The following is a 23,226-nucleotide window of genomic DNA, read 5'->3' as shown; positions in this document are numbered from 1 at the left end:
GCTGTAATTAGATTTCAGGCGAGGATCGAACTCGCCTTACATGCCAATACTTAGAAGCCCAGTATGGGTTATCCAACCGCGAAATAATCACTCCTTTTGACGTTGATGCATGCATAAATTGTTTATTGCCCAGATAAACGCCTACGTGTCTCACTTTCGGTGCGGTTTTAAAGAATACTAAATCGCCCACGTTGGCTTGCTGGTAGCTTATTTCGTCGCCGACTTTAACTTGATCTTTGGTGGTGCGCGGTAACCGATACCCCAGGGCTTGCTGATAGGTGACTTGAACAAACGCAGAGCAATCGACGCCGTTGATGGATGTTCCGCCAAGTCGATAGGGAGCCCCCTGCCATACTGCGTAAACCTGCATTAATGAATGCTTAAGTTGTTGTTGTTCCATAGAAAGTGGCGATGAGGCAGGTTGGTTGAACTCTGAGTGGCGTGGCGTGCTACAGCCAAATAATAGAGCGGTTAGTATGCCAACTTTGAAGTAACTCGCACAAGGTCGTTGTAGACTCATAAATCCCCTCCGTGAAATCTAACCGTAACAAACCCGCCATATTATGCCAGCAATCAATACCAAGCAGCAGGACACTTTCTCCGCATGGATACGCTGAACAAAGGCAAATTTAAACTCTCATTGATTCAAACCATCAGCACGGTGTTTATCACCTTTATTTTACTGGTTATTGTTCTCTCCGCGACCAGTATTAAAGGGCTCGACCGAATAGGTCAACAGTTTTCCGACTTATCACAGCGAGCACTTCCTCTCGCAATGACCAATGCCAAACTCACCCAATCGATTCTTGATCAGGTCAAACAACTTAGCTATGCCACTCAGACACGCGATACGCAAGCACTTAATGATATCTCTGCGCGTATCGATGTGCTGGTCTCTGATACAAACCAGTTTTCTCAGCAAGTCCTCAATATTGCCAGTGATTATCAACAAGGGATCAGCCCAGAGCAAACTCAGTCGATGGCCGAGTTGATTTCCCAACTGAATACACTCAGTTCCGAGGTTATTGCGACACAACGTAACTTGTTAGCTCGTCAAGAGCGCATCAATCAAGAACTTGATGCCTTTCGCTACGGCTTGGGCTCTGTGGGGCCTGAGATGAGTCGGATAAGCTCGTTTCTCAGTGGAGATAATCCCGAGTCAGTTGACGCCGCCAATCGCTTCATTGCCAATGTTAGTTCCATGGAAAGTGCCTTTGTTGAATTGATGATGCTCGAGGACTTAGATAAGGCACAGCAAGAGTACCGTAAAATGAAAAGTCGCTTGGCAGGGGTAAGCCTGGCTTATGATGATTTCAAAGAGTGGCATCCCGATGTGGTGGACTTTACCAGCTTAACCTCGGGTTATCAGATGGTTGAAGCGGGATTTACTCAAGGGGGCATTGTCGACCAAATCCTTGCTAAGCTTGAACTGGTCAATCAGCAGTCTGCTGAAGTTGTCCACGTTGTTGAGATTGCTAATCAAACTATCGAGCAACTCAATCAGGTGTCATCGCAAGCACAATTACTCATCAATCAAAGCCAGCAAGTAGTCAAATCGACGATGGAGTCTGTGACATCAACCTTACTGTTAAGTGGGATAGTTATTGTTGTGCTCGTGATAGTGTCATGGTTATCGCTACGTCGTTGGATTCACGTCGGATTGAAAAACATTCTTGGTAGTTTAGACAAGTTGACTCAGCATGACTTTACCTTTGAAGTGAACCAGCTTGGTCCACTAGAGATGAAAGAGATCGCACGCAAGCTTAACCAAGTGATTGTATCGACGCATGAATCTATCGCGACGGTCACCCGAAATTGCGAGACTTTATATCAAACCGCAGAAATCAGCCATACCGCGGCCGAGCATTCCAATCAGAGTTTAATTGAACAAAACGAATCGCTCACCAGCATGGTTGCCACCGTCAATCAACTTGAAGCTTCGATCAGCGAGATCGCAACCATCACTCAAGAATCTTATCAAGAGTCAAAAGTGGCGACTGAGCACTCAAGCAGCGGGGTACAAGCGATAGAAGAAAATCGCATGCGTTTGCACCGACTTGAGCAAACACTCAATGCTAACGAAAGTTCGATGGTAGAACTGGATAAGCGGGTCAAACAAATCCGTGAAATGGTCGATTTGATCTCAGGGATCGCAGAAAATACCAATTTACTTGCACTGAATGCCGCTATTGAAGCAGCGCGCGCTGGTGAGCAGGGAAGGGGCTTTGCAGTGGTCGCTGATGAAGTTCGCAAGTTGGCAAGTGATACCTCCAGTCAAACCAGTAGTATTCGTGACCGAATGAATCAGTTGGTGGCGGCGGCTGAAAGCTCTCGAGTTTCGGTAGCGGAGTCTCGGCAAGAAATGAGCAATGCACTCGAGTCAAGTGATAGGGTGAAATCGACCTTTGCTGATATCGAAACCGCCGTTGCTCATATACGCACTCGTGTGGAGCAAGTGTCTGTCGCGACGGAGCAACAGCAAAGCGCAACGGCTCATGTGAGTCAATCGATTACCCGCGTTTCTGATCAAGGCCAGCAAACTAAGCGCCAACTGGAGTCGATGGTAGAGAGTTCACAGCAGGTCGCGAATATCGCTGGGGATCAGCAAACAATGCTGCATAAGTACGCAATATAAACAGGGCGATGCCGATAGTATTAATCATTACGAAAAGGCTGGGTAAGCATTTTATCCAACCTTTGTTCGTTGGTGCGCTGAAAAAGTGGAATCCCAATCTTAACCCCTTGATGTCCCAATGAGGGTTGTGGTCGATAAGTACCAAATAGCTGGTCCCACACAGATAAGAAAAAGCCAAAATTAGAGTGTGTTTCACTTGGTATAACTGAGTGGTGAACACGGTGCATATCGGGGGTGACGATCAGTTTGCGAAGTCGCTTATCGACCGTTAAAGGCAGGAACCCATTGCTGTGATTAAACATCGCGCTGACGTTTAGTACGATTTCGAAGACAACAATAGCCAATGGTGAGATGCCGAGCAGTATTGCGACGCCGACTTTAATCCACATCGAAAGTATCATTTCGATCGGATGAAAGCGTGTGCCTGTGGTGACATCGATGTCTTGATCGGCATGATGCATGCGATGTAAACGCCAAAGCCAAGGGACACGATGAAAGATAAGGTGTTGAAAATAAATGACCATGTCGAGTAGGACCACCGCCAACAAGATCTCCAACCAAGTGGGCAACTGCCAATAGTTAAATAACCCAAATGCGTGTTGCTCTGCGTAGTAGGCGGCGCCGAGTGCGACAATCGGCATGGTCAGAGTTAAACATAGCGAATTAAATGCTATCAAACCGAGGTTGTTGAGCCAGCGGAATGCTTTGTTTTGTGTCAGCGCTTTTCGCGGCGTTCGCCACTCCCACATCCCACATAACAGTAGCGTAGCTATGAAGAATCCAATCCGAATCATTTCGGTATTTTGCATGATATTATCCTTGCAACACGTATCGGGCTAAGTAAACTGACCGCCCTTAACATTAATATGTTCCACTATGAGAATCCACGCTTTTCATCGTCTCTACCAACATCGTCTTGCGCAATCCACTAAGCCTTTTGTCGCTCGAGGGAGCAAAGTGGAGCGTTGTGTATACTGCCAAGTCGCTAAGTCGAATTGTTTGTGCGATTACCAACCGGATATCGACAGCGATGTCGCGGTAATGCTCTTGCTTTCAGACAATGAAGTATTTAAGCCGAGTAATACTGGACGGCTTATCTTAGATACGGTTAAAGAAGGGTATGCATTCCAATGGCATCGCACTGAACCAGATCAGTCTATGTTGGCGATACTTGCAAGCCCAAATTACCAGCCTGTGGTGGTTTTCCCTGACGAGTATGTCGAGGATCACGCGCGATTGATACCAGTCGATGGTATTGGCGCAAAAGCTGACAAAAAGCCATTGTTGATTTTTATTGACGGCAGTTGGCGAGAGGCGAGGCGTATTTTTCGTAAATCTCCCTACCTTGATGATCTGCCGGTTTTATCTATCCAGCCTGAGTCCGTTTCACGTTATGTGATGCGCCGGTCAGATAAGGCCCAACACCTCGCAACAGCGGAAGTGGCTAGCCTAGTATTTGAACAAATAGGTCAAGCGTGTTTAGCGAGTACCTTGACGGCTTGGTTTGAGGTATTCAAAGAGAGTTATCTACAGAGTAAGAGTCGAGCGAAGTCGGAGAGCGAGCGTCCCGTGCTACAAGCCTTTGTTAATAACGTAGAAACGAGAAATCGCTCTAATAATTGATGACCGTGTGCACAAGGAGTGTCCAAACACGACTACCTCAAGGCTAAATTGGTCATAAGTCACAGTTTGTAGGCTTAGCTATATGGATAATAAATCGGTTATTGATTTTATTATTTGTTTTTGGGAGAGATGAGATGTACTACGGCTTTGACGTTGGTGGCACTAAAATAGAGTTTGGTGCGTTTAACGACAAATTAGAACGAGTCGCGACCGAACGCGTGCCAACGCCTACCGATGACTACGCACTGTTAGTTGACACAATTACAGGCCTAGTCAGCAAGTACGATCAACAGTTTGGCTGTGAAGGTAAAATTGGTCTTGGTTTACCTGGCATGGAAGACGCGGACGACGCCACCGTACTGACGGTCAATGTACCTGCGGCGAAAGGGAAACCACTGCGCGCGGACTTAGAAGCCAAAATTGGTCGCCGCGTTAAGATCGAAAATGATGCGAACTGTTTTGCACTCTCCGAAGCGTGGGATGAAGAGTTAAAAGATGAGCCTTCAGTCATGGGGTTGATCTTAGGAACAGGTTTTGGCGGCGGGCTGGTTTATGACGGCTCAGTATTCTCTGGTCGAAACCACGTAGCCGGCGAGCTGGGTCACATGCGTTTACCTATCGATGCATGGTTCCACCTTGGTGACAACGCGCCGCTACTTGGTTGCGGCTGTGGTAAACAAGGCTGCCTCGACAGCTACCTGTCCGGTCGTGGTTTTGAGCTTATCTACGCGCACTATTTTGGCGAAGAGAAAAAGGCGATTGAGATTATTCAAGCGTATCAAGCGGGCGAAGAAAAAGCGTGTGAGCATGTTGAACGCTTTATGGAACTGCTCGCGATTTGCTTTGCCAATATCTTTACTGCCAATGACCCACATGTGGTCGCGCTAGGAGGCGGGCTGTCGAATTTTGAGCTGATTTACGAAGAGATGCCAAAACGAGTGCCTAAGTACCTACTTTCTGTAGCCAAATGTCCGAAGATCATCAAAGCGAAGCATGGCGATTCTGGTGGTGTTCGCGGTGCCGCATTCTTGAACATCAAATAACGATCAACAACGGGAGCCATTAGCTCCCGTTGTTCGTTTATCACACTCTACAGCATCACTTCAGCAGCTGCACTTTGCAGATCGTCGATAACCGCTTCTATCGGTTTAGGCTTACTCAATAAGTAGCCTTGAATGTATCGACAGTTCAATCCGCGCAAAATATCTAACTGTTGCTGTGTCTCAACGCCTTCAGCAATCACCGAAACACCAAGCTGTTCAGCCAACAGAGTGACAGATTGAATTAAGACTACGTTGTTGCGGTTCTGTTCGATATCCATAACAAATGAACGATCGATTTTTAGAATATCGATGGTATTTTTCATCAAATTGGAAAACGACGCGTAACCAGTACCGAAGTCGTCTAATGCCACTTTCACCCCTTGCCTACGTAAAAAACGCAGCAGCTCTTGTACTTGGGGTTTATCCTCTAACGGAATCGATTCGGTAACCTCAATAACGATATCTTTGTAACTAAGCCCATGTTTATCAATGATTTTGGTAATCGAGCAGTGACTATGGCTCTCTTGGCTTAGCTCATCAATGGAGCGGTTCACGTTGACAGAGATTTCATCAAAACCAAGGTGCTTGAGCTTAACCATGTCCTGGCATACTTTCTCGAGTAATACCTGACCAAGCTGGAAGATGTAACCAAACTCTTCGGCAATGGAAATGAACTCATAAGGAGGGATAACCTCGTCATCTTCTGTCCAACGTGCGAGTGCTTCCATTTTTACTATCGAACTGGTCTCGAGGTCGAAAATCGTTTGATAGGCAACGCCGATACGTTTTTCGTCGAGAGCCTTCTTGAGCTTGCGACTCAATTCATGTCGACGAGCAATCCTATTTTCAAGATCGACAGAATATTCAATCGTCGCAGTGGATGGGGAGTGTTTTGCCTCGGTCAGTGCGTAATAAGCTTGTTTGAGTGGGTGGGTATCGAGCACCTGTTTACAACTAGATAGACCAATGTTCACCGATAGGTCGACCGAGTGGGTGTCTATCTTAAACGGCGTTTCAAGCACCAAGCGTATTTTCTCTACCAAGTGGTCTATGTTGATGGACGATCGCTTGTCGACACTCAATGCAAACTGGTCGGCGCCGTAGCGGCAGGTATTGATAGAGTCGCCGCTAAAATGAGTGTGGATGGCTTGCCCTACATAGATGAGGAGCTTATTGCCAAATGACTCACCATAAATATTATTAAATGAAGAGAAACGCTTAATATCGACGATAACAACAACAGGCTCTTCTACCTGCTCTAGGGCGTTAATGAATTTTTCACGCTGCATCAATCCGGTAAAGTCAGACTGGTCTTTGTAGCGGTTGAGTTCATTTTCAATTGATTTCTGTAAACTCAGATCTTCAAAGATACCGATATAGTTTTGAACTTCACCCAAACGATTGCGCAGTTGATATATAGATAAATGCTCAGGGTATATAGCGCCGCTTTTACTCTGATTCCATATTTCTCCTTGCCAAAAGCCGCGCTCATGAACCGTTTGCCACATTGAACGATAGAAATCAGAGTCATGTAGATCAGAGCTTAGAACAGAGGGGTTTAGCCCCTCGAGTTGTTCTGCAGTGTAACCGCTGATCTTCACTACTTTTGAATTGCAGTTAATGATGCGGTTATTCTTATCGGTGATCAGCACGCCATTAGGCGACAGTTCGATGACACGTTGAGCAAGGTCAAACTCGGCTTCTAAATCAGAAACATGGGTGACATTTTTAACGTGTCCTGTGACTTCAAGTAAATCGCCTTGCGGGCTAAATTGTCTTGAATAGTTGATTTCGAGTTGAAGCTGGCCGGGGTTGTGCTCTTTATATACCGTAAAGTGTTCAGTGTGAGTGGCCAAGTTGAGGCTAGCTTTAAATTTGACAAATGGTTCTGGCTGATTGAACACGTAGCGGCTGAAAAACTGGTCAAAAGTAAGTGATGCAGCGTGAGGTGCTGAGAGCATCTTGGCGAGTTGGTCTGAAAACGTAAAGTGATCTTCGGCGACATTCCAGTTCCACGAACCACTATGAGTTAACTGTTCCGAGCGTTGAAACTGGCTTAATAAATCATCTTTTTGTTTGCCCAGTCGCTGCTGAAGAATGGTTTTACCGATCAGAAAGCCGAGCGTTTCGAACCAATTGGTATCAAAGTCAGTGTGAGGCAATGCGTCGTTGTACATCAACGCAATGACGCCAATGGTGGTTTGACTTCTCGATTGAATCGGAATCCCTAGATAACTTTGGGCATTAATGATTTGAAGGATGTCATCGTCGGGGAACTGCTCTTGAATACCAGCGGGGTAAACACACATCGCTGAGTTGTCGAGTACCGATTCACAAGGCGTGCCACCTAGCGAATAACTGATATTGTCGGCAAGCTTTCCATGGGCAAGATAACACCGTGTAGTGGCGCTTCGCTGCTCTAAGTTGTATTCAGCAATCAGGCAATGATCGGGCTTATAGCGTAAATAGACTTCGTTTAAACAACGCTGATAAAGCTCCATTTCGTCTTTTGAATCAATCACCTTTCTGATCAGCGATTCCATTGCGCAGCGAGTTCCTAAGTTGAATGATACGGAAAATGATTCAACAGATAGTCACACAGTTAGTAGGGGTTGTACATCCGCTTTACGGTGAATTGTGATTGAAATATATAAAGTTGTTAACAGAGAGGGCAAATAGATAGCCCTCAACGCTGACTATTTGTTTTTATGGCCCACACCACGATTCTCTTTTTGTTTTAGGGTAATTTTACCAAACCCAAGCTTGCGAAAGTGGTTGTCACGATAGTTACGCACGGCTTTGGTGTCAGAGATCGCTTCTATCTGCTGCTCCATTTTCAAATATTCCGTAAGGTCAATCCCTTCAGCATCGGCAACCGCTTCATGAATAGTACGGTATTGTTGGTATGAAAAGGTAAGAGTCTTCTCTTCCTCTTTGTAGGTGTAAAGAATCGTGCGCGCCATAAAAACATCCTAAAAGTCATTAAAAAGGCCAGCTGTGCTGGCCTAGAGTAGCAAAGCTTAGATTCTGCCTTGAAGTGGGATGATTGTCACGCTTTCCCCGGCCTTGACGTTGTCGATAGAGGGCGAGATTTCGATCAGACAGTTGGCCTCACTCATTGAGCGTAAGATCCCCGAACCTTGTTGGCCTGTGGTTCTCACCGTCAGTTGGCCCGAGATATCGACTTGATAGATACCGCGACTGAACTCTGTCCGTCCTTGTCGTGAGCGGAGGTCTTGCTCCGCAATTGCACTAACCTTAAGGGGCCGCCAATCTTTCTCACCTTGCATTTTGCGCAAGGCCGGTTCAACAAAATTAATAAACGAGACCATCACGGCCACAGGATTGCCTGGTAAACCGAAGAATGGCTTGTGATTCAGTTGGCCAAAGGCGAGCGGTCGGCCAGGGCGCATATTGATACGCCAAAAGTCAATTTGGCCCAATTTATCTAGCGCAAGTTTAATGTAATCGGCGTCGCCGACAGACACACCACCTGAAGTGATCACCACGTCAGCTTGTTGTGCGGCTTGTTCGAGCGCGTTAATCATCAGCGCTTGGTCATCATCAATAATGCCCAAATCGATCACATCGCAGCCCAGCCTTTGCAGCAAGCCGATCAGGGTAAATCGGTTTGAGTCGTAAATGGAGTGATCTTTTTGCGGCGTTCCTGGCGCTTGCACTTCATCACCAGTCGAAAATAGGGCGACCTTGAGTTTTCGATAGACCTCGCATTCGTTTAAGCCAAGCGAAGCCATCATGCCTATTTCAGGTGAAGAGATACGCTGGCCAGTCGAAAATACGTCTGCGCCGATGGCTAAGTCTTCTCCCGCCTGACGGACATTTTGTCCCGTTTTGATTTGAGCTTGATTAAACGTGACAGTGTCACCAGATTGTGTCGCTTGCTCGCGCATGACAACCGTATCAGCCCCAATGGGCATGGGTGCGCCAGTCATGATTTTGACCGCTTGGCCTTTGGCTAAAGCTTGCTCGTACCCATGACCTGCGAAGACTTCGGCCACGACTTGGTAGTGATCCGACTCTAGGTCATCGCTGCGGATAGCATAGCCGTCCATTGCTGAATTGGTATTTTGTGGAACGTTTATGGGAGAAGTCACAGGGCGGGACAATACGCGTCCATAGCCATCTTCAAGGGCGCATCGCTCTTTGCCGGTGATTACGTCAACTTGAGAAAGAATTTTATCTTGCCCTTGAACGACCGACAAAAAGGCAGGAGAGAGTGTATCGCAACATGCAACCGCGCTAGCTTGGTTTTGAGCTGAGGTATGGGCTTGGACATAGTCGACAACAAATTTGGCGACCGCCGCTAAATCATTAATGTTCAATTGTGGCAAGGGACAATCGGTCACCATCGTATCCGCAGCAATCGCGATGATATTGCTGTCGTTTGGATACAGCCAAGGCTTGCCGACCGCTTCGCGGTGCAGTTCAATTTTGGGGAAAGCAATGTTCTTGCACCCCTCAACTAAAATGACATCCAAATTGTCACAATCAAAGCGCGATAGCAGGTACTCAAAGCTTGACTCCTGCTGCGGAGTCTCCGTCATTAAGGCGAAACGGTTTCGAGACGAGATCAACATTTGACTCGCTCCAGCTTTGCGCAATCGAAAGCTGTCTTTGCCTGGTTTATCGACATCAAAATTGTGATGTGCGTGCTTGAGTACGCCAACTCTAAGGCCAACTTGTGTCAACTTGGGCAACAGGGCTTCGAGTAAGGTCGTTTTTCCTGTACCTGAGTAGGCGGCAAAGCCAAGTAGTGGGATAGGGAGTGGATTGTTCATCTGCTAAGCGTTCCAAATTGGGCCAGTTCTTCGGGCGTATTTAAGTTTACAAAGCACTGCGGTGAGTCACTAAAATCGACATACTGGGTGCGACACTCTTTGTAGAGCAAAATAATCTTACGGTCACCTCGCTCGAGAAATGCGGTCAGTTTCGGTAGCACGCGTTTGTGGTAGAGCGTAAACACAGGTTGTTGATGCTCTCCATCATGCGCCACGAGGATGTCACTCTCAGCGTTGACCGCAGAGCAAAAACGAGTAACCAAGTCGCTGTTAATCTGTGGGCTGTCACAAGGAACAAAACCGACCCAGTCGGTTAGTGCGTTGAGAAGACCAGCATGGATCCCCCCCAAAGGGCCGGGATACTGTTTGAACTCATCAGTAAATACTTGGCCGTACTGCGCATACTGCGATTGGTGACGGTTGGCGTTGATGAAAATCTGAGAAGTTTGCGGGGCAAGACGGTCAATCACATGTTGAATGAGTGGTTTACCATCCAACAAAATTAACCCTTTATCATTGCCACCCATGCGGCTGGCTTGTCCACCCGCCAAAATAACCCAACTAGTTTGCGTTGGAAGAAGCATAGCGACTCTTTATCTCTTTATCGGTAATGACTTGAAGTAGCGGCGACTCGACCAAGGTGGAGGCTTTGATCCACCACTGCTTGCGGCATAAGTCTGTTAAAGCATTGGTCTGGTGGCTGGTTATAACCAAACTTGAACCTCGATTCAACAAATCTTGCGCCATCATCACTAAGCGCTCGATCGATTCTTGATCAAGCGAAGCGCTCGGCTCATCCATTAATAGAATCGAAGGCTTTAAAATCCAAGCTCGCGCCATCGCTACACGCTGCTTTTCGCCTCCTGATAACACAGAAATATGCTCATCAGCGAGCGTTTCTAAGCCTACCATACGTAACGCGGTAATGACTTGCGCTCGCTTATCTTTTGCTGGTTCTTTTTGATAACGGATACCGTAGGCGACATTTTGGTACACGCTGCCATCAAATAGGTAAGGGGATTGGTGCAGGTAGATCACTTGGTTGCGCCCACTACGAGTAAACCAGCGCTGCATCCAACGGTCATTGGGCGCGTAAACGCGCCCTGTGGTGGGTTTGATAAGCCCAGAGAGTATTTTGAGTAGCGTCGTTTTACCTACGCCATTGTCACCTTTTAGATAGATGGCATCATTGGGTCCAATCGATAAGGACGGGATATGAAATAGAACTCGTTCTTTAAAGCGCATCGACAACTGCTGGGCAGTCATTTTTATCGTCATATTGCTAAGTCCTCAAATACCCTTTGCCACGCATACTGGTCAGCAAGAAGTTAAGCACCAGTGCCAAAGCCAATAGGACTATGCCGAGTGCAACCCCTTGAGCAAACGCGCCTTTATGACTCTCCATCGCGATGGCGGTAGGGATATTACGCGTGATACCCATGATATTCCCCCCCACCATGGTCGAACAGCCTACTTCCGTCACAATTCGTGAAAAAGCAGCGATGGCGGCGGCCATTAAAGGGAAGCGGGTTTCCCAAATCATAGTAGCGATAACTCTGGGTATGCTCGCGCCAAGCGTCACAGCGGTTTCGACCGCGCGTCGGTCACTCGATTGCAGCGCGCCATGCATCATAGAAACGAGCATGGGGAAACCAATTAGCATCTGCCCCGCAATCATCGCTTTTTGAGTAAACAGCATCTGCCAGTCGCCAAGCGGCCCTGAGCGAGACAATAACATGTAGAGTAATAAACCGATAACGACGGTAGGAACCGCTTGTAAGGTATTAATCAAAGACAAAAAAATCCATTTACCTTTGAACTCGGTGTAGGCCAGTAAGAAGGAGAAGATGATCGCTGGAAAGAGAACGATAGAGATGGCCGACAAAGAAACGCTAAAGGAGACCACAACGATCTCCCATAGCTCCTGGTCAAAGCTGACCAGGAGTGCTAGCGCATCAAAGGTGGTTTGCCATAAGTTCATCGGCAATTACTGCTCGTTAGCGTTCGCAACAAACAGTTGTGTGCCATTGAGTTTAAAGCTATTGATTAGCGCTTGACCTTTCGAAGTCACTAACCAGTCACTGAACACTTTTGCTCCTTGATAGTTGATGCTTGGGTAGCGCTCAGGGTTGACCAAAATGACTTGGTAAGGGTTAAACAGATCTTTGTCGCCTTGGAACAGTACTTCAAGATCGAGTTTATTGGTGTAAGCCAGCCAAGTACCACGGTCAGTCATGGTGTAGCCTTGCATTTCATTGGCCATAGTCAGCGTTGGCCCCATGCCTTGGCCGACGCTGCGATAACCGCCGAAGTTAGGCTCGATATTGGTTTGCTGCCAAATCCCTTTTTCTTTTTTATGCGTGCCAGAATCGTCTCCCCGCGAGACAAATGTCGCATTTTGATTGGCAATGGACTTAAAGACGGCCGCAACATCCTTTTGTTGACTGACACTCGCAGGATCGGAATGCGGTCCCACGATAACAAAATCGTTGTACATCAGTTTGCGTGGCAGCACGCCGAAACCTTGTTCGACAAACTTGGCCTCCGCTTTAGGCGCATGAGTCATGACCAAATCAACATCGCCATTTTCGCCCATTTTTAGCGACTTTCCGGTGCCAGCAGCGATCACATCCACTTGATATCCCGTTTCTTGCTCGAACTTAGGTAACAAGTAATCGAGCAAACCGGAATGGTAGGTGCTGGTAGTCGTTGCTAAACGAACGTGGGGCTTCTCTCCTGCAGCGAACGAAGAGTAACTGACTAGAGCTAATGACGCTGCTGCAAAGGTAATCGTAATTGCTTTCATATCGTTATAATTCCATTTTTTGACTTACAAAAACCGCCGTTTATCTCACGGCTTTCGACACTGTCGATATATTTATAAATCGACACGCATATTAAGCAAGCTTGGTGCCAGAAATATGTGAACATTTTCGAACGAAATATCAATAAGTTACACAATTAATTTTTGACCGGGGACAAAATGTCCCACTTTTATTCAGTTTGTTGATAAGAAACTTGGTACACTCTGACCTAATTGCAACTAGTTGAATTGAGTGATATGCCTCCTTCCTTTGATCCAAATAAAGCGTCCCTATATCAAGCTTTCTCCGTACTCGTCGTTGATGACGAGTTAGGCATGCAAACTATCTTGAATAAAGCCTTAAGCAAGTGGTTCTCAAAAGTCGACTGTGTTGGGTCCATTGAACAAGCGGAGTCACTGCGAGCCACGCATCACTACGACTTGATTGTGCTCGATATCAATTTACCGGGTCGCTCAGGCATCGAATGGGAAGAGGCGTTTACGGATCCAGACAAAAAAGCCGACGTGATTTTCATGACGGGTTATGCCGACCTAGACACCGCGATTTCAGCGCTTAAGCTCGGTGCGTCGGACTTTATTCTTAAACCGTTTAATCTTGAACAAATGTTGCAAGCGGTGCAGCGCTGCATGGACAAAAGACTCGAGCAGCGTCATCAATATGCGCTACGTCATGACTTTAAGCGTCACATCACTACTGACCTCGTCGGCAATTCTGACAAAACTAAGCAATTGAAACAGCTCATCAGTCAGTTCGCGCCCTCACGCGCTTCCGTGTTGGTAGAGGGGGAGTCGGGCACTGGCAAAGAGCTGGTGGCACGTGGCGTTCATGAGGCTAGCCAGCGCAGCGGTCCGTTTGTTCCCATCAACTGCGGCGCAATCGCCCCTGAACTTTTAGAGAGTGAATTGTTTGGCCATAATGCCGGCGCATTTACTGGCGCAAAGAAGAGTCGAGAAGGTCTATTTAGAGTAGCCAACGGCGGCACGCTATTTCTTGATGAAATTGGTGAAATGCCGCTGGCGATGCAGTCAGCACTATTACGCGTGCTTGAGCAACGTACGATACGTCCGGTCGGCTCAGAGAAAGAGGTCACGGTCGACGTACGGGTTGTCGCCGCAACCAACCGTAACCTTCAGCAAGAAGTCGCGAACGGTCGTTTTAGGCAAGACCTCTATTATCGTCTGAATGTGCTTAAAATTGACGTTGCCCCGCTGCGCGAGAGAAAAGCAGACTTAATTGAACTGGTGCCTTTCTTCACTAAGATGTTGTCAGCAGAGCTCGGCATGCCTGACCCGAAATGGGCACATGAGGATATTTTAGCCATGAATGAGTATGATTGGCCGGGGAATATTCGTGAGCTCAAAAACTTGATTGAACGCTGCATTTTGCTTGGCAAGCCGCCCGCGCATTATTGGCGTGAAATCCACGGCGAAACACTGAAACCGTCAGTGACGATGACGGTTTCAAATGGTGCTGAGCTGATTGAACTTACCTCAAGTGGAGCAAACGGCCAAGGCTATCCAAATAGCTGGTGTTTGAAAGATGTCGAGAAAGCCCATATTCAACAACTGGTTGACTACCACGATGGCAACAAATCAGCTGCAGCGCGCGATCTTGGCGTGGCGAGGAAAACTCTAGAACGCAAATTTAAAGAGTGGGAGAGTGAGGAGTCGAGCTATGCCGATTAGCGCCTCGCTATGGTCAAAGTGGCGTTACCGTTTTAAAACCATGGTTCGCTATCGCTTGATCATCCTAACATCGGCGCCGATCCTATTAACACTACTCGCCCTGATCGGAATCACGATCTACTGGTCGATTCACTATACGTGGCAAAGTGCGTTAGTCGATGTGTCTGAGCGTCTTGGTGTGGCTGAAAACAGTATCGACCTAATTCAAGAAAAACAAGCGAACCACGTTAAATCATTTGCCAGCTCGTATGAATTTATTCGTCGTGTACGTAACCCTAATGTTGATGAGAGCAGCCTACAACATTGGGTGTATCAACAACGCCACGTGTATAACCTCGACTTCTTACGCTTTCATCGCGTCGACACTGCCGAAAGCAAGTTTCGTTTTATGGATTTAACGCATCGTGAGTCGTTCTTTGATGTCTTAACAGTACAAGAGCTTGCAGAGCTAGGCGAAGATCTGGTGAAGCGGGCGCAAACCCCAATCTTGAATAGCCAAAATGTCGAAGAGCGCGGCTTAGTGAGTCGCACTGTCATTCCTATCTATAACCCGAATAGCGACATTATTGGCTTCCTTGACGGGGGCTTACTCCTTAACAACAGTACTGGCCTCGTCGATGCTATTCGCGATCTCATTTACCCATCGAAGCAAGATAGCCTGCGCCCGGTGGGAACATTAACGGTATTTTTGGATGATCTCAGGGTCAGTACCAACGTGCCTTTAGACAGTGATGATCGATTAGGCCGCGCCATTGGCACACGAGTCTCGGATGAGGTAAAACAAGCTGTACTGACTCGAGGAGAGGAATGGGTCAACTTAGCGTTTGTGTACGATGCTTGGTACATCACCGCCTACCAACCCCTTTACGACCAATACGACAATGTCATCGGCATGCTTTATACCGGATATCTGATGTGGCCCTTTGTCGCTACATATATGACCAATATCGCCGAGATCTCGATTACAACAATAGTATTACTATTGCTGTCGAGCTTGATTGTTTATCGAGGATCACGCGATCTGTTTTTGCCCGTGGAGCATATCCACCGTGTGGTAAAAATGATTCAACTGGGCAAAGAAACTCGGATTGGTCATTTAGGGTTAGATGAAAACCACGAATTAGCCCAGTTAGCGAAGCAGTTCGATAATATGCTCGACCTACTTAAGCAGCAAAAAAATGAACTTGAGATTGCCGCTGGTCAACTTGAGCGTAAAGTCCAAGAGCGGACCGCGAGCTTAAAAGAGAAAACAGATCAGTTAGAGCTTCATATTCAGTTGCTCAACCAGACACGCGATAAGCTCATCGTGAATGAAAAACTCGCTGCGCTCGGTGAACTGACGGCAGGTATCGCCCATGAAATCAATAATCCGACTGCCGTCATCCTTGGTAACGTTGAACTCATTCAGTTCGAACTGGGTCAAGATTCGCAACGAGTATCGGAAGAAATTGACGCGATTCATGCTCAGATCGATCGAATTCGCAACATTACCCGCAGTCTACTCCAGTACAGCCGACAGGGCGGAGTTCAAGACGAAATCACGTGGCAGCACGTCAACCCTATCGTCGAAGAAAGCATTACTTTGGTCAAAACAGGGGCAAAGAAACGGGATGTAGAGTTTGTCTCCGAGTTGACAGCAAAAAGCTGCGTTGAAGTTAATCGTCACCAGCTTTTACAAATTCTGGTCAACCTACAGATGAATGGCATTCATGCCATGGAAGGAAAAGGCAAACTGACCATAACGACACAAGATTGGATGGAAGCCGGCGATTGCCGAGGCGCGATCATCAGTGTCAGCGACCAAGGATGTGGGATCAAGCCAGAAAATCTCAAGCGTATTTTCTCACCGTTTTATACCACCAAAAGGGAAGGCACCGGGCTTGGACTCTCTGTTTCGCAAAGTATTTTGAGTCAAACGGGTGGAGAACTGAAGGTAGAGTCACAGTGGGGTAAAGGATCTACGTTTTATATCTACCTTCCTTTAAGGGTTGAGTCAGATTTAAAAATTACCAATCTTTAACTAAACGGCCGTCGTGCTCTCGACGGTTTCTATTTGATTGACTCAATGGGCCAACCAGCTGGCAAAGTCAAAACAACACTTGCAGTCGGCGGCATGAATCAGTAGTGTGGCGCCGTTTTTCATATTTAATAGGTAATGACATTGATTTCCACAAATAACATCACGCAACAGTTCGGTGCGAAGCCTCTATTTGAAAATATTTCAGTAAAGTTTGGTGAAGGTAACCGTTATGGCCTGATCGGTGCGAACGGCTGTGGTAAATCAACCTTTATGAAAATACTTAGCGGTGAGCTAGAGCCAACCGGTGGTAATGTCAGCTATGACCCGAATGAACGCGTCGCGAAACTGAACCAGGACCAGTTCGCCTACGAAGAGTACACAGTGATTGATACCGTTATTATGGGTTATAAAGAGCTGTGGAAAGTCAAACAAGAGCGTGACCGTATCTATTCTCTTGCTGAAATGAGCGAAGAAGAGGGCATGCTGGTTGCAGACCTAGAAGTTCAGTTTGCAGAGATGGATGGTTATATGGCCGACGCTAAAGCCGGAGAGCTGCTGCTAGCCGTTGGCATTCCTGAAGAGCAACACTACGGTCTTATGAGCGAAGTCGCCCCTGGTTGGAAGCTACGTGTACTGCTTGCTCAGGTTCTGTTTGCTGACCCGCACATCATGCTGCTTGACGAGCCCACCAACAACTTGGATATGGATACCATACGTTGGCTAGAAGAGACGTTAAACCAGCGTAACTGCACCATGATCATTATCTCGCATGACCGTCACTTTTTGAACTCTGTCTGTACCCATATGGCGGATTTGGACTACGGTGAACTGCGCGTGTACCCAGGTAATTACGATGAGTACATGACCGCCGCGTCGCAAGCGCGAGATCGTCTACTCTCCGACAATGCCAAGAAGAAGGCGCAAATTGCTGAGCTGCAAACTTTCGTTGCTCGCTTCTCTGCCAATGCATCGAAAGCTAAGCAAGCAACCTCGCGCGCGAAACAGATCGATAAGATCCAACTTGAAGAAGTCAAAGCGTCTAGTCGCCAAAACCCGTTTATTCGCTTTGAACAGTCTAAAGAGCTGTTTCGTAACGCACTGATTGTCGAGAATTTAAGTCAAGGCTACGACGAGGACCTATTCAGCGATTTCAACGCCATCTTTGAAGTGGGGGAACGTGTGGCCATTATTGGTGAAAACGGTGTGGGTAAAACGACACTATTGAACACGTTAGCAGGCGTGCTTGCGCCGCGTTCTGGTGAGTTTAAATGGTCTGAAAATGCCAACATTGGTTACTACGCCCAAGATCATGCGGCCGATTTTGCCGAAGATCTAAACTTGATGGAGTGGATGGGCCAATGGCGCCAAGAAGGCGATGACGAGCAAGTGGTGCGCAGTTTCTTAGGTCGCATGTTGTTCTCTCAAGACGATATTAAAAAGTCGGTTAAGGTACTATCTGGTGGTGAACAGGGGCGTATGCTACTGGGTAAAATCATGATGCATAAGCCAAATATGCTGCTGATGGATGAGCCAACCAACCACATGGATATGGAATCTATCGAGTCGTTGAACAATGCATTGGAGCAATACAAAGGGACGTTATTCTTTGTTTCTCATGACCGAGTGTTCGTTGACTCGTTGGCCACTCGTATCATCGAGATTAAAAACAATCAAATCACCGACTTCAAAGGTACCTACGCTGAATTCCTCAAAGCGCGTGGAATTGACGGCTAAAAGTCGCCCAGCGAATGCCACAAGAGCCTCCTTAGTGAGGCTCTTTTTGTTTTTAGTTGTAACGCAAGTGGTGAGAAATCGTCGCTAAACTACTGCTGACCTTTGACATCAAACTCAATCTTGTTCGCGCCAGTAAAAACTTGAAAACGCAATCCTTTTGCCCGGGCGATCGTGGTGATGCCAAAGCGCTCCGCCAACTCCAGCCCCATTTGTGTAACCCCAGAGCGAGAGAGCAGAACGGGGATACCCATTTGTGCGACTTTAATGACCATTTCAGAAGTTAGGCGTCCGGTCGTATAAAAGATCTTATCGGCGCCTGACTCTTGATTGAGCCACATCTCACCTGCGAGTGTGTCCACGGCATTGTGGCGACCGACATCTTCAACAAAAGAGAGCACTCGGTCTTGCTGACAAACCGCACAGCCATGCACAGCGCCGGCTTTTTTGTAGGTATCATTGTAGTGAGTTAGGGCTTCAAGAGCGGCATAGATTTCAGATTGTTTGAGAGGGGTTTGAGGCACTTGGTAGCCTTCCAGTTGCTTCATGACGTTGCCATACATGGTGCCTTGGCCGCAGCCAGAAGTGACGGTCTTCTTTTTCAAAGCACCTTCAACCTGCTGGATATCTTCGGAGGTGACCACTGCTGCACTATGCGTCTCCCAATCAATAATGACCGATTCCAATGCATTGAGGTCACTCAAGAAGCTTTGGTTCTTGAGATAGCCTAATACTAAAGATTCTGGCCTTGAGCCCAGTGTCATTAATGTCACCACCTCTTTCCAGTTCAACATCACGGTGAGCGGACGTTCGCAGGCAATTTGTTTGGTTAAACGCTCTCCATATTCATCGAACACATCGACTTCTATCGTTTGGAGCGGATTGTCACTGGTTTTAATAATAGTTGGTTTAACCACAACGGTTCCTGTTTAGTTGTTGAAGGAGTCAACGAGACAAGCAAATAGCGTTCCCATCTGATGCTCGGTATAACCATAGCCAGATTCTCAGTTTTGAACCGCACGTTCGGCTAGCTTTATTAAAGCACCAAGAGTTCGGCAAAAGAACATTCTATGAGCAATGGCCTCTAGGTACAAAATTTGCTTACTTAGTTGCTGATAGGTAGCGCTATTGTTAAGCGTAAATTCAATCAACATTGAAACACATATTACTAATGGGTAAACCATGTCAAAACAACCATCTATAACCGCTTCATTGCATAAGAGCGAGGAGTTGTGGTCAGTAGAGTGCTTGCTTATCGCGCACGAGATCGCGACAGGTTTATGGACCACGACTCAATGGCAATTGACTGGGTTTAATTTAAAACCCACCCAGCTCTCTGAGCGGGTGCGTGTATTGCAGTTGCATCGCGATGAACGTACCGATTATCGCTTTAACTTGAGCTCCAACCAACCCAAACTATTCGTCGTGCTAGACAGTGTCGATTCGGATCAACAACCGAGCATTGTGGCCATTACGGCTTCACAAAGTGTGGCAGGACAGTATATGGATGGTGACTATCTCGTACTCTCTAACGATATGCCGCTTCCAGTACAAGCTTGGATAGAGGCGTTCATTGGTCGCCATGGAGAGCTATTAGAGCAGCGTCGTAAGAAGCGTAAAGGGGCGGGAAGAGCCAGTGGCAACTAACTTCTTTACTCGCTGGTCACAGCGAAAACTAGAACCTAAATCTCACCTCGAACTAGAAGATAGTCAGCAAGAGATAATCGAAGAGAGCGATCATCAGTTCGACGAACATGCAGTCGAGAAGACGACCGATACTTCTACATCAGTCGCAACACTCTTGGCGTCACAAGTCGAGACAAGTGTAAAAAGGGCAGCATTAAGAAAGTTATTTCTTTCTGGCCAGTTTAGCGAAGTGGATGGCTTAAATGATTATGATCACGATTACAAAGCGGTCAGGTCGTTATCGAGTGAAGTTGCAGGAAAGCTGCGTGACTGGGTGAATCAACAAGATACTGACCCATCACTTGAAGAGTCGATTGACACAAGTTCGGTAGACGAGACTGATCACGAAACAGGCATTCCCCCTCACAAGAATGATCGTGAACAAGCTCATAGCACCAGTCAAGAAGTGGGACAAAATAGACCACACAAAGATTAGGTACATTTTGACCAACCTTCATCAAAGCAAGTGAGACATTTTGTCTCATTTGCGATTTCTCTACTCGCTGAGTTGGTTATAAATTGCTAATCTACTGATTTATAAGTACTAAAAAGTTGGTATAGCACTTGCTTTTACTCACCTAGGTGAATATTCCGTTCTAACTGGAACTGAGCAATGCTAAAACAATTATTAAAACAATCCGACACAACCAATGGTCAAGCACGATGGTATGCCGTTGATCATACGGTTGAGTTAACCAACCTCATTCCTCCCACGGTCAGTTACGAGAGTGGAGGGCATACCTTAATTGTCGGGCCAACATCGATCATTGAAAGCGCTGCTCAACAGCTTGAGCAGATGGGTAGCATCACATTGCTATCAACCGATGGTGAGCCAAGTGAGCACAACAACCTTTTCTTTGCTAACAGCGTCGAGATAAGTGGCTTTCTGGGCGCTTTTAAGGTCGTGACGGACAACAAGGGTGTTGAGGTTAACTTGGCCAGTATCGCCATTAATCATGACTGCTTTGATATTGTCCTCGACCTCTGTCTCAATAGCTGTATGAGCGAAGAGGTGCCGGTCCCGGGTTACTATCCGGTTGGACGTGGTTACCCGAAACTCGCACAAGCATTAGAAGAAATTCCAACACTGATGGGGACTTTTGATAAGCCCAAGTACTTTCGTCTAGACACCGATTTATGTGCCCACAGTTCGCGCGGGGTAAAAGGATGTGAACGCTGTGTCGATGCCTGTCCTGCAGGTGCGCTATCAAGTGAAGGAACGGATAAAACCGGGCACAAAATCGAAATAAACCCGTATCTTTGTCAAGGAGTAGGTACCTGCGCCACGGCCTGCCCGACAGAAGCGATTCATTATGCCTTGCCAAACCCTCAAGAAACACAAAAATTTATAGAACGCACCTTGGCCAACTATGAGTCTGGAGGTGGATTAGACCCGATCATCTTGATCTGCAGCTCTCGACATGAATCTCATACTGCCATGGCACTAACGCTTCTTCCTGACAACGTTATTCCCATCGTCGTGGAAGAGTTGCCCTCTGTCGGCATTGACTCTTGGTTTGCAGCTCTCGCTAATGGCGCGACTCAGGTGCTGTTTGCAGCGAGTCATCACATGCCAGCGACCATTTTACGCACCTTAAACAGTGAAGTGTCGATCGCTCAAACGTTGCTCGAACAGTTGGGCATCGCCAAAGAAACCATTGATGTTCTCTACCTAGAGTCACTACAAGAAGGCACGCCAACCCTGTGTCATGAACCTTTTGACCTCGCTTTGGGTGAGTTAAACGGTAACAAACGACAGCGGCTGTTCACTGCGTTGGATGCGCTCGCGAAATCGCGGATACCCGTCGACAACATCGTTAACCTGCCAGTTGGTGCGCCATATGGCGACATTACTTGCCAAAGTAACGACTGCACCCTGTGTATGAGTTGTGTTGCTGTGTGTCCGACTCGCGCTTTACATACCGATGGTACTTCACCCTCACTTCAATTTGTTGAACAAGATTGTGTTCAGTGCGGCTTGTGTGTCAAAGCCTGTCCAGAGCAGGTATTGACCATGACGCCAAGAATGAACTGGGACCAGAAGACTCGTCAAGATGCGAAAGTTATCCATCAGGAAAAGGCAGCGGAGTGCGTGCGTTGTCATAAACCTTTTGCGCCGCAGTCAATGATAGACATGCTGCAGAATAAGTTACGCGGTCACTCTCATTTTGCTGATGACGCCGCACTCAATCGTATTGCGATGTGTGAAGACTGCCGAGTCGTCGATATGTTCGAAGCGATGGCTGACGATCCAACCAAACAACTCAATTATTAAGACAGGTGTGAGCAATGGAACAAGATTATCAATCCATTCGTAGCGATATTTACTTGGTGTTGGCGGCGCTTTTTCGTCAAGCCCCGAGCGATGAGATGCTTGCGTTTCTGTCATCTCTCGAAACAGAGTCGGCCGATAGTGCAATGAAGCAAGCATGGCAGCAGATCTCACGTGCTGCGCAAGATAGCCAAACCACATCGCTTGCAGACGAATACCAAGAGTTATTTATTGGCATCGGTCGAGGTGAAGTGATGCCGTTTGCGTCATGGCACCTGACGGGGTCGCTGATGGAAAAGCCACTTGCGGATATTCGCCACGATCTCGAGCTACTCGGTTTTGAGCGAGCCCCCAGCGTCAAAGAGCCAGAGGATCATATCAGCGCACTATGTGAAGTGATGGCTGCGCTAACCAACGAAGCAGAGCAAATTCAGCAGCGATTTTTTAACCGCCACATCGCCCCTTGGTTCGAGTCCCTGATAAAACAAATCGTTCAAGCGCGACACGCGAATTTTTATCAATCCGTCGCGCAGCTGTGTCTTGCATTTTTCACCATAGAACAAGTGCGATTTAGTGAAAATCCAACTAGCAGTAAAAACAGAGTAAAAATTGATGTAAAGAACGTGACTGAATATGAGCAACCTCAGTCTTAAGCGTCACATTGAGAACAGTACCTACGCCAAAGGTAAGGAAGCAATAATGAAAGATAACAAAGAATTGAATCAGGGTCGTCGAGACCTGCTCAAAGGATTAACGACTGCTGCTGTAGCAGGTGCGGTTGTAGCGGGTACGAGCAAAGCGGCCACGGCTGCTGAAACACTAAGCCCAGAGCAAGAAGTAAAGAAAACGGGCTACCACGAAACGCAACATATCCGCGATTACTACGATACGCTATAGGAGCTAAACG

Annotated in this window: 21 protein-coding genes; 11 read left to right on the top strand and 10 right to left on the bottom strand. The window is 47.1% G+C overall.

The window, feature by feature from the left end; all coding sequences use genetic code 11:
* Positions 1-7 precede the first annotated feature (7 nt).
* Positions 8-520: an NlpC/P60 family protein gene (locus tag FCU94_RS07200; protein ID WP_176287863.1), complete on the bottom strand. Its 513-nt coding sequence runs from the start codon at positions 518-520 to the stop codon at positions 8-10.
* An 84-nt stretch (positions 521-604) separates the two neighbouring features.
* On the opposite strand from FCU94_RS07200, the gene FCU94_RS07195 reads away from it, so the two are divergent.
* The gene (locus FCU94_RS07195) at positions 605-2,635 is read left to right on the top strand and encodes a methyl-accepting chemotaxis protein (RefSeq protein ID WP_176287862.1); all 2,031 of its coding nucleotides are present in this window, start codon (positions 605-607) and stop codon (positions 2,633-2,635) included.
* Positions 2,636-2,655: 20 nt separating this feature from the next.
* Here FCU94_RS07195 and FCU94_RS07190 read toward each other — a convergent pair whose 3' ends face one another.
* Entirely contained in the window at positions 2,656-3,444 is a 789-nt protein-coding gene (locus FCU94_RS07190; protein ID WP_176287861.1) for a sterol desaturase family protein, read from the bottom strand.
* Positions 3,445-3,511: 67 nt separating this feature from the next.
* On the opposite strand from FCU94_RS07190, the gene FCU94_RS07185 reads away from it, so the two are divergent.
* Complete coding sequence (locus FCU94_RS07185) at positions 3,512-4,258, top strand: tRNA-uridine aminocarboxypropyltransferase (protein ID WP_176287860.1); 747 nt, start codon at positions 3,512-3,514, stop codon at positions 4,256-4,258.
* 134 nt (positions 4,259-4,392) lie between these two features.
* Positions 4,393-5,301 (top strand): N-acetylglucosamine kinase, encoded by a 909-nt coding sequence (gene nagK, locus FCU94_RS07180; RefSeq protein ID WP_176287859.1) that lies wholly within the window; start codon positions 4,393-4,395, stop codon positions 5,299-5,301.
* A 47-nt stretch (positions 5,302-5,348) separates the two neighbouring features.
* Here nagK and FCU94_RS07175 read toward each other — a convergent pair whose 3' ends face one another.
* From FCU94_RS07175 to FCU94_RS07145, 7 genes are all read right to left on the bottom strand, one after another.
* Positions 5,349-7,844, bottom strand: coding sequence for a sensor domain-containing phosphodiesterase (locus tag FCU94_RS07175; RefSeq protein ID WP_176287858.1), 2,496 nt, complete (start codon positions 7,842-7,844; stop codon positions 5,349-5,351).
* A gap of 153 nt (positions 7,845-7,997) precedes the next feature.
* Positions 7,998-8,264, bottom strand: coding sequence for a DUF2960 domain-containing protein (locus FCU94_RS07170; RefSeq protein WP_176287857.1), 267 nt, complete (start codon positions 8,262-8,264; stop codon positions 7,998-8,000).
* Positions 8,265-8,321: 57 nt separating this feature from the next.
* Positions 8,322-10,100 (bottom strand): bifunctional molybdopterin-guanine dinucleotide biosynthesis adaptor protein MobB/molybdopterin molybdotransferase MoeA, encoded by a 1,779-nt coding sequence (locus FCU94_RS07165; protein WP_176287856.1) that lies wholly within the window; start codon positions 10,098-10,100, stop codon positions 8,322-8,324.
* Positions 10,097-10,684, bottom strand: coding sequence for a molybdenum cofactor guanylyltransferase MobA (mobA, locus tag FCU94_RS07160; RefSeq protein ID WP_176287855.1), 588 nt, complete (start codon positions 10,682-10,684; stop codon positions 10,097-10,099). Before mobA ends, FCU94_RS07165 begins: the two co-directional genes overlap by 4 nt.
* Positions 10,662-11,378, bottom strand: a complete 717-nt coding sequence (locus tag FCU94_RS07155) for an energy-coupling factor ABC transporter ATP-binding protein (protein ID WP_176287854.1) — start codon at positions 11,376-11,378, stop codon at positions 10,662-10,664. The genes mobA and FCU94_RS07155 overlap by 23 nt, the downstream gene beginning before the upstream one ends.
* 4 nt (positions 11,379-11,382) lie before the next feature.
* Positions 11,383-12,081 (bottom strand): ABC transporter permease, encoded by a 699-nt coding sequence (locus FCU94_RS07150; RefSeq protein ID WP_176287853.1) that lies wholly within the window; start codon positions 12,079-12,081, stop codon positions 11,383-11,385.
* Positions 12,082-12,087: 6 nt separating this feature from the next.
* Complete coding sequence (locus FCU94_RS07145) at positions 12,088-12,906, bottom strand: substrate-binding domain-containing protein (protein WP_176287852.1); 819 nt, start codon at positions 12,904-12,906, stop codon at positions 12,088-12,090.
* A gap of 255 nt (positions 12,907-13,161) precedes the next feature.
* On the opposite strand from FCU94_RS07145, the gene FCU94_RS07140 reads away from it, so the two are divergent.
* The 3 genes from FCU94_RS07140 (at position 13,162) to FCU94_RS07130 (ending at position 18,364) form a co-directional block, all read left to right on the top strand.
* Positions 13,162-14,610 carry a sigma-54-dependent transcriptional regulator gene (locus FCU94_RS07140; protein ID WP_176287851.1) on the top strand — a complete coding sequence of 483 codons (1,449 nt, stop codon included), beginning with the start codon at positions 13,162-13,164 and terminating at the stop codon, positions 14,608-14,610.
* Positions 14,600-16,630, top strand: a complete 2,031-nt coding sequence (locus FCU94_RS07135; RefSeq protein WP_176287850.1) for a sensor histidine kinase — start codon at positions 14,600-14,602, stop codon at positions 16,628-16,630. The genes FCU94_RS07140 and FCU94_RS07135 overlap by 11 nt, the downstream gene beginning before the upstream one ends.
* Positions 16,631-16,771: 141 nt before the next feature.
* The gene (locus FCU94_RS07130) at positions 16,772-18,364 is read left to right on the top strand and encodes an ABC-F family ATPase (protein WP_176287849.1); all 1,593 of its coding nucleotides are present in this window, start codon (positions 16,772-16,774) and stop codon (positions 18,362-18,364) included.
* A gap of 89 nt (positions 18,365-18,453) precedes the next feature.
* Here FCU94_RS07130 and FCU94_RS07125 read toward each other — a convergent pair whose 3' ends face one another.
* Positions 18,454-19,278, bottom strand: coding sequence for a formate dehydrogenase accessory sulfurtransferase FdhD (locus FCU94_RS07125; protein ID WP_176287848.1), 825 nt, complete (start codon positions 19,276-19,278; stop codon positions 18,454-18,456).
* A gap of 265 nt (positions 19,279-19,543) precedes the next feature.
* Between FCU94_RS07125 and FCU94_RS07120 the strand changes: the two genes are divergently transcribed.
* The 5 genes from FCU94_RS07120 (at position 19,544) to FCU94_RS07100 (ending at position 23,216) form a co-directional block, all read left to right on the top strand.
* Positions 19,544-20,008 carry a DUF3305 domain-containing protein gene (locus FCU94_RS07120; RefSeq protein WP_176287847.1) on the top strand — a complete coding sequence of 155 codons (465 nt, stop codon included), beginning with the start codon at positions 19,544-19,546 and terminating at the stop codon, positions 20,006-20,008.
* On the top strand, positions 19,998-20,483 hold the full coding sequence (locus FCU94_RS07115) for a DUF3306 domain-containing protein (protein WP_176287846.1): 486 nt from the start codon (positions 19,998-20,000) through the stop codon (positions 20,481-20,483). Before FCU94_RS07120 ends, FCU94_RS07115 begins: the two co-directional genes overlap by 11 nt.
* A gap of 177 nt (positions 20,484-20,660) precedes the next feature.
* Positions 20,661-22,322: a 4Fe-4S dicluster domain-containing protein gene (locus tag FCU94_RS07110; protein ID WP_176287845.1), complete on the top strand. Its 1,662-nt coding sequence runs from the start codon at positions 20,661-20,663 to the stop codon at positions 22,320-22,322.
* Positions 22,323-22,336: 14 nt separating this feature from the next.
* Positions 22,337-22,972 (top strand): TorD/DmsD family molecular chaperone, encoded by a 636-nt coding sequence (locus FCU94_RS07105; RefSeq protein ID WP_176287844.1) that lies wholly within the window; start codon positions 22,337-22,339, stop codon positions 22,970-22,972.
* A 46-nt stretch (positions 22,973-23,018) separates the two neighbouring features.
* Positions 23,019-23,216 carry a twin-arginine translocation signal domain-containing protein gene (locus tag FCU94_RS07100; protein WP_176287843.1) on the top strand — a complete coding sequence of 66 codons (198 nt, stop codon included), beginning with the start codon at positions 23,019-23,021 and terminating at the stop codon, positions 23,214-23,216.
* Positions 23,217-23,226 lie beyond the last annotated feature (10 nt).

The sequence above is a fragment of the Vibrio sp. JPW-9-11-11 genome, assembly GCF_013369335.1.
Taxonomy (GTDB): Bacteria; Pseudomonadota; Gammaproteobacteria; order Enterobacterales; family Vibrionaceae; genus Vibrio.
This window is presented reverse-complemented; position numbering and strand designations above follow the sequence as displayed.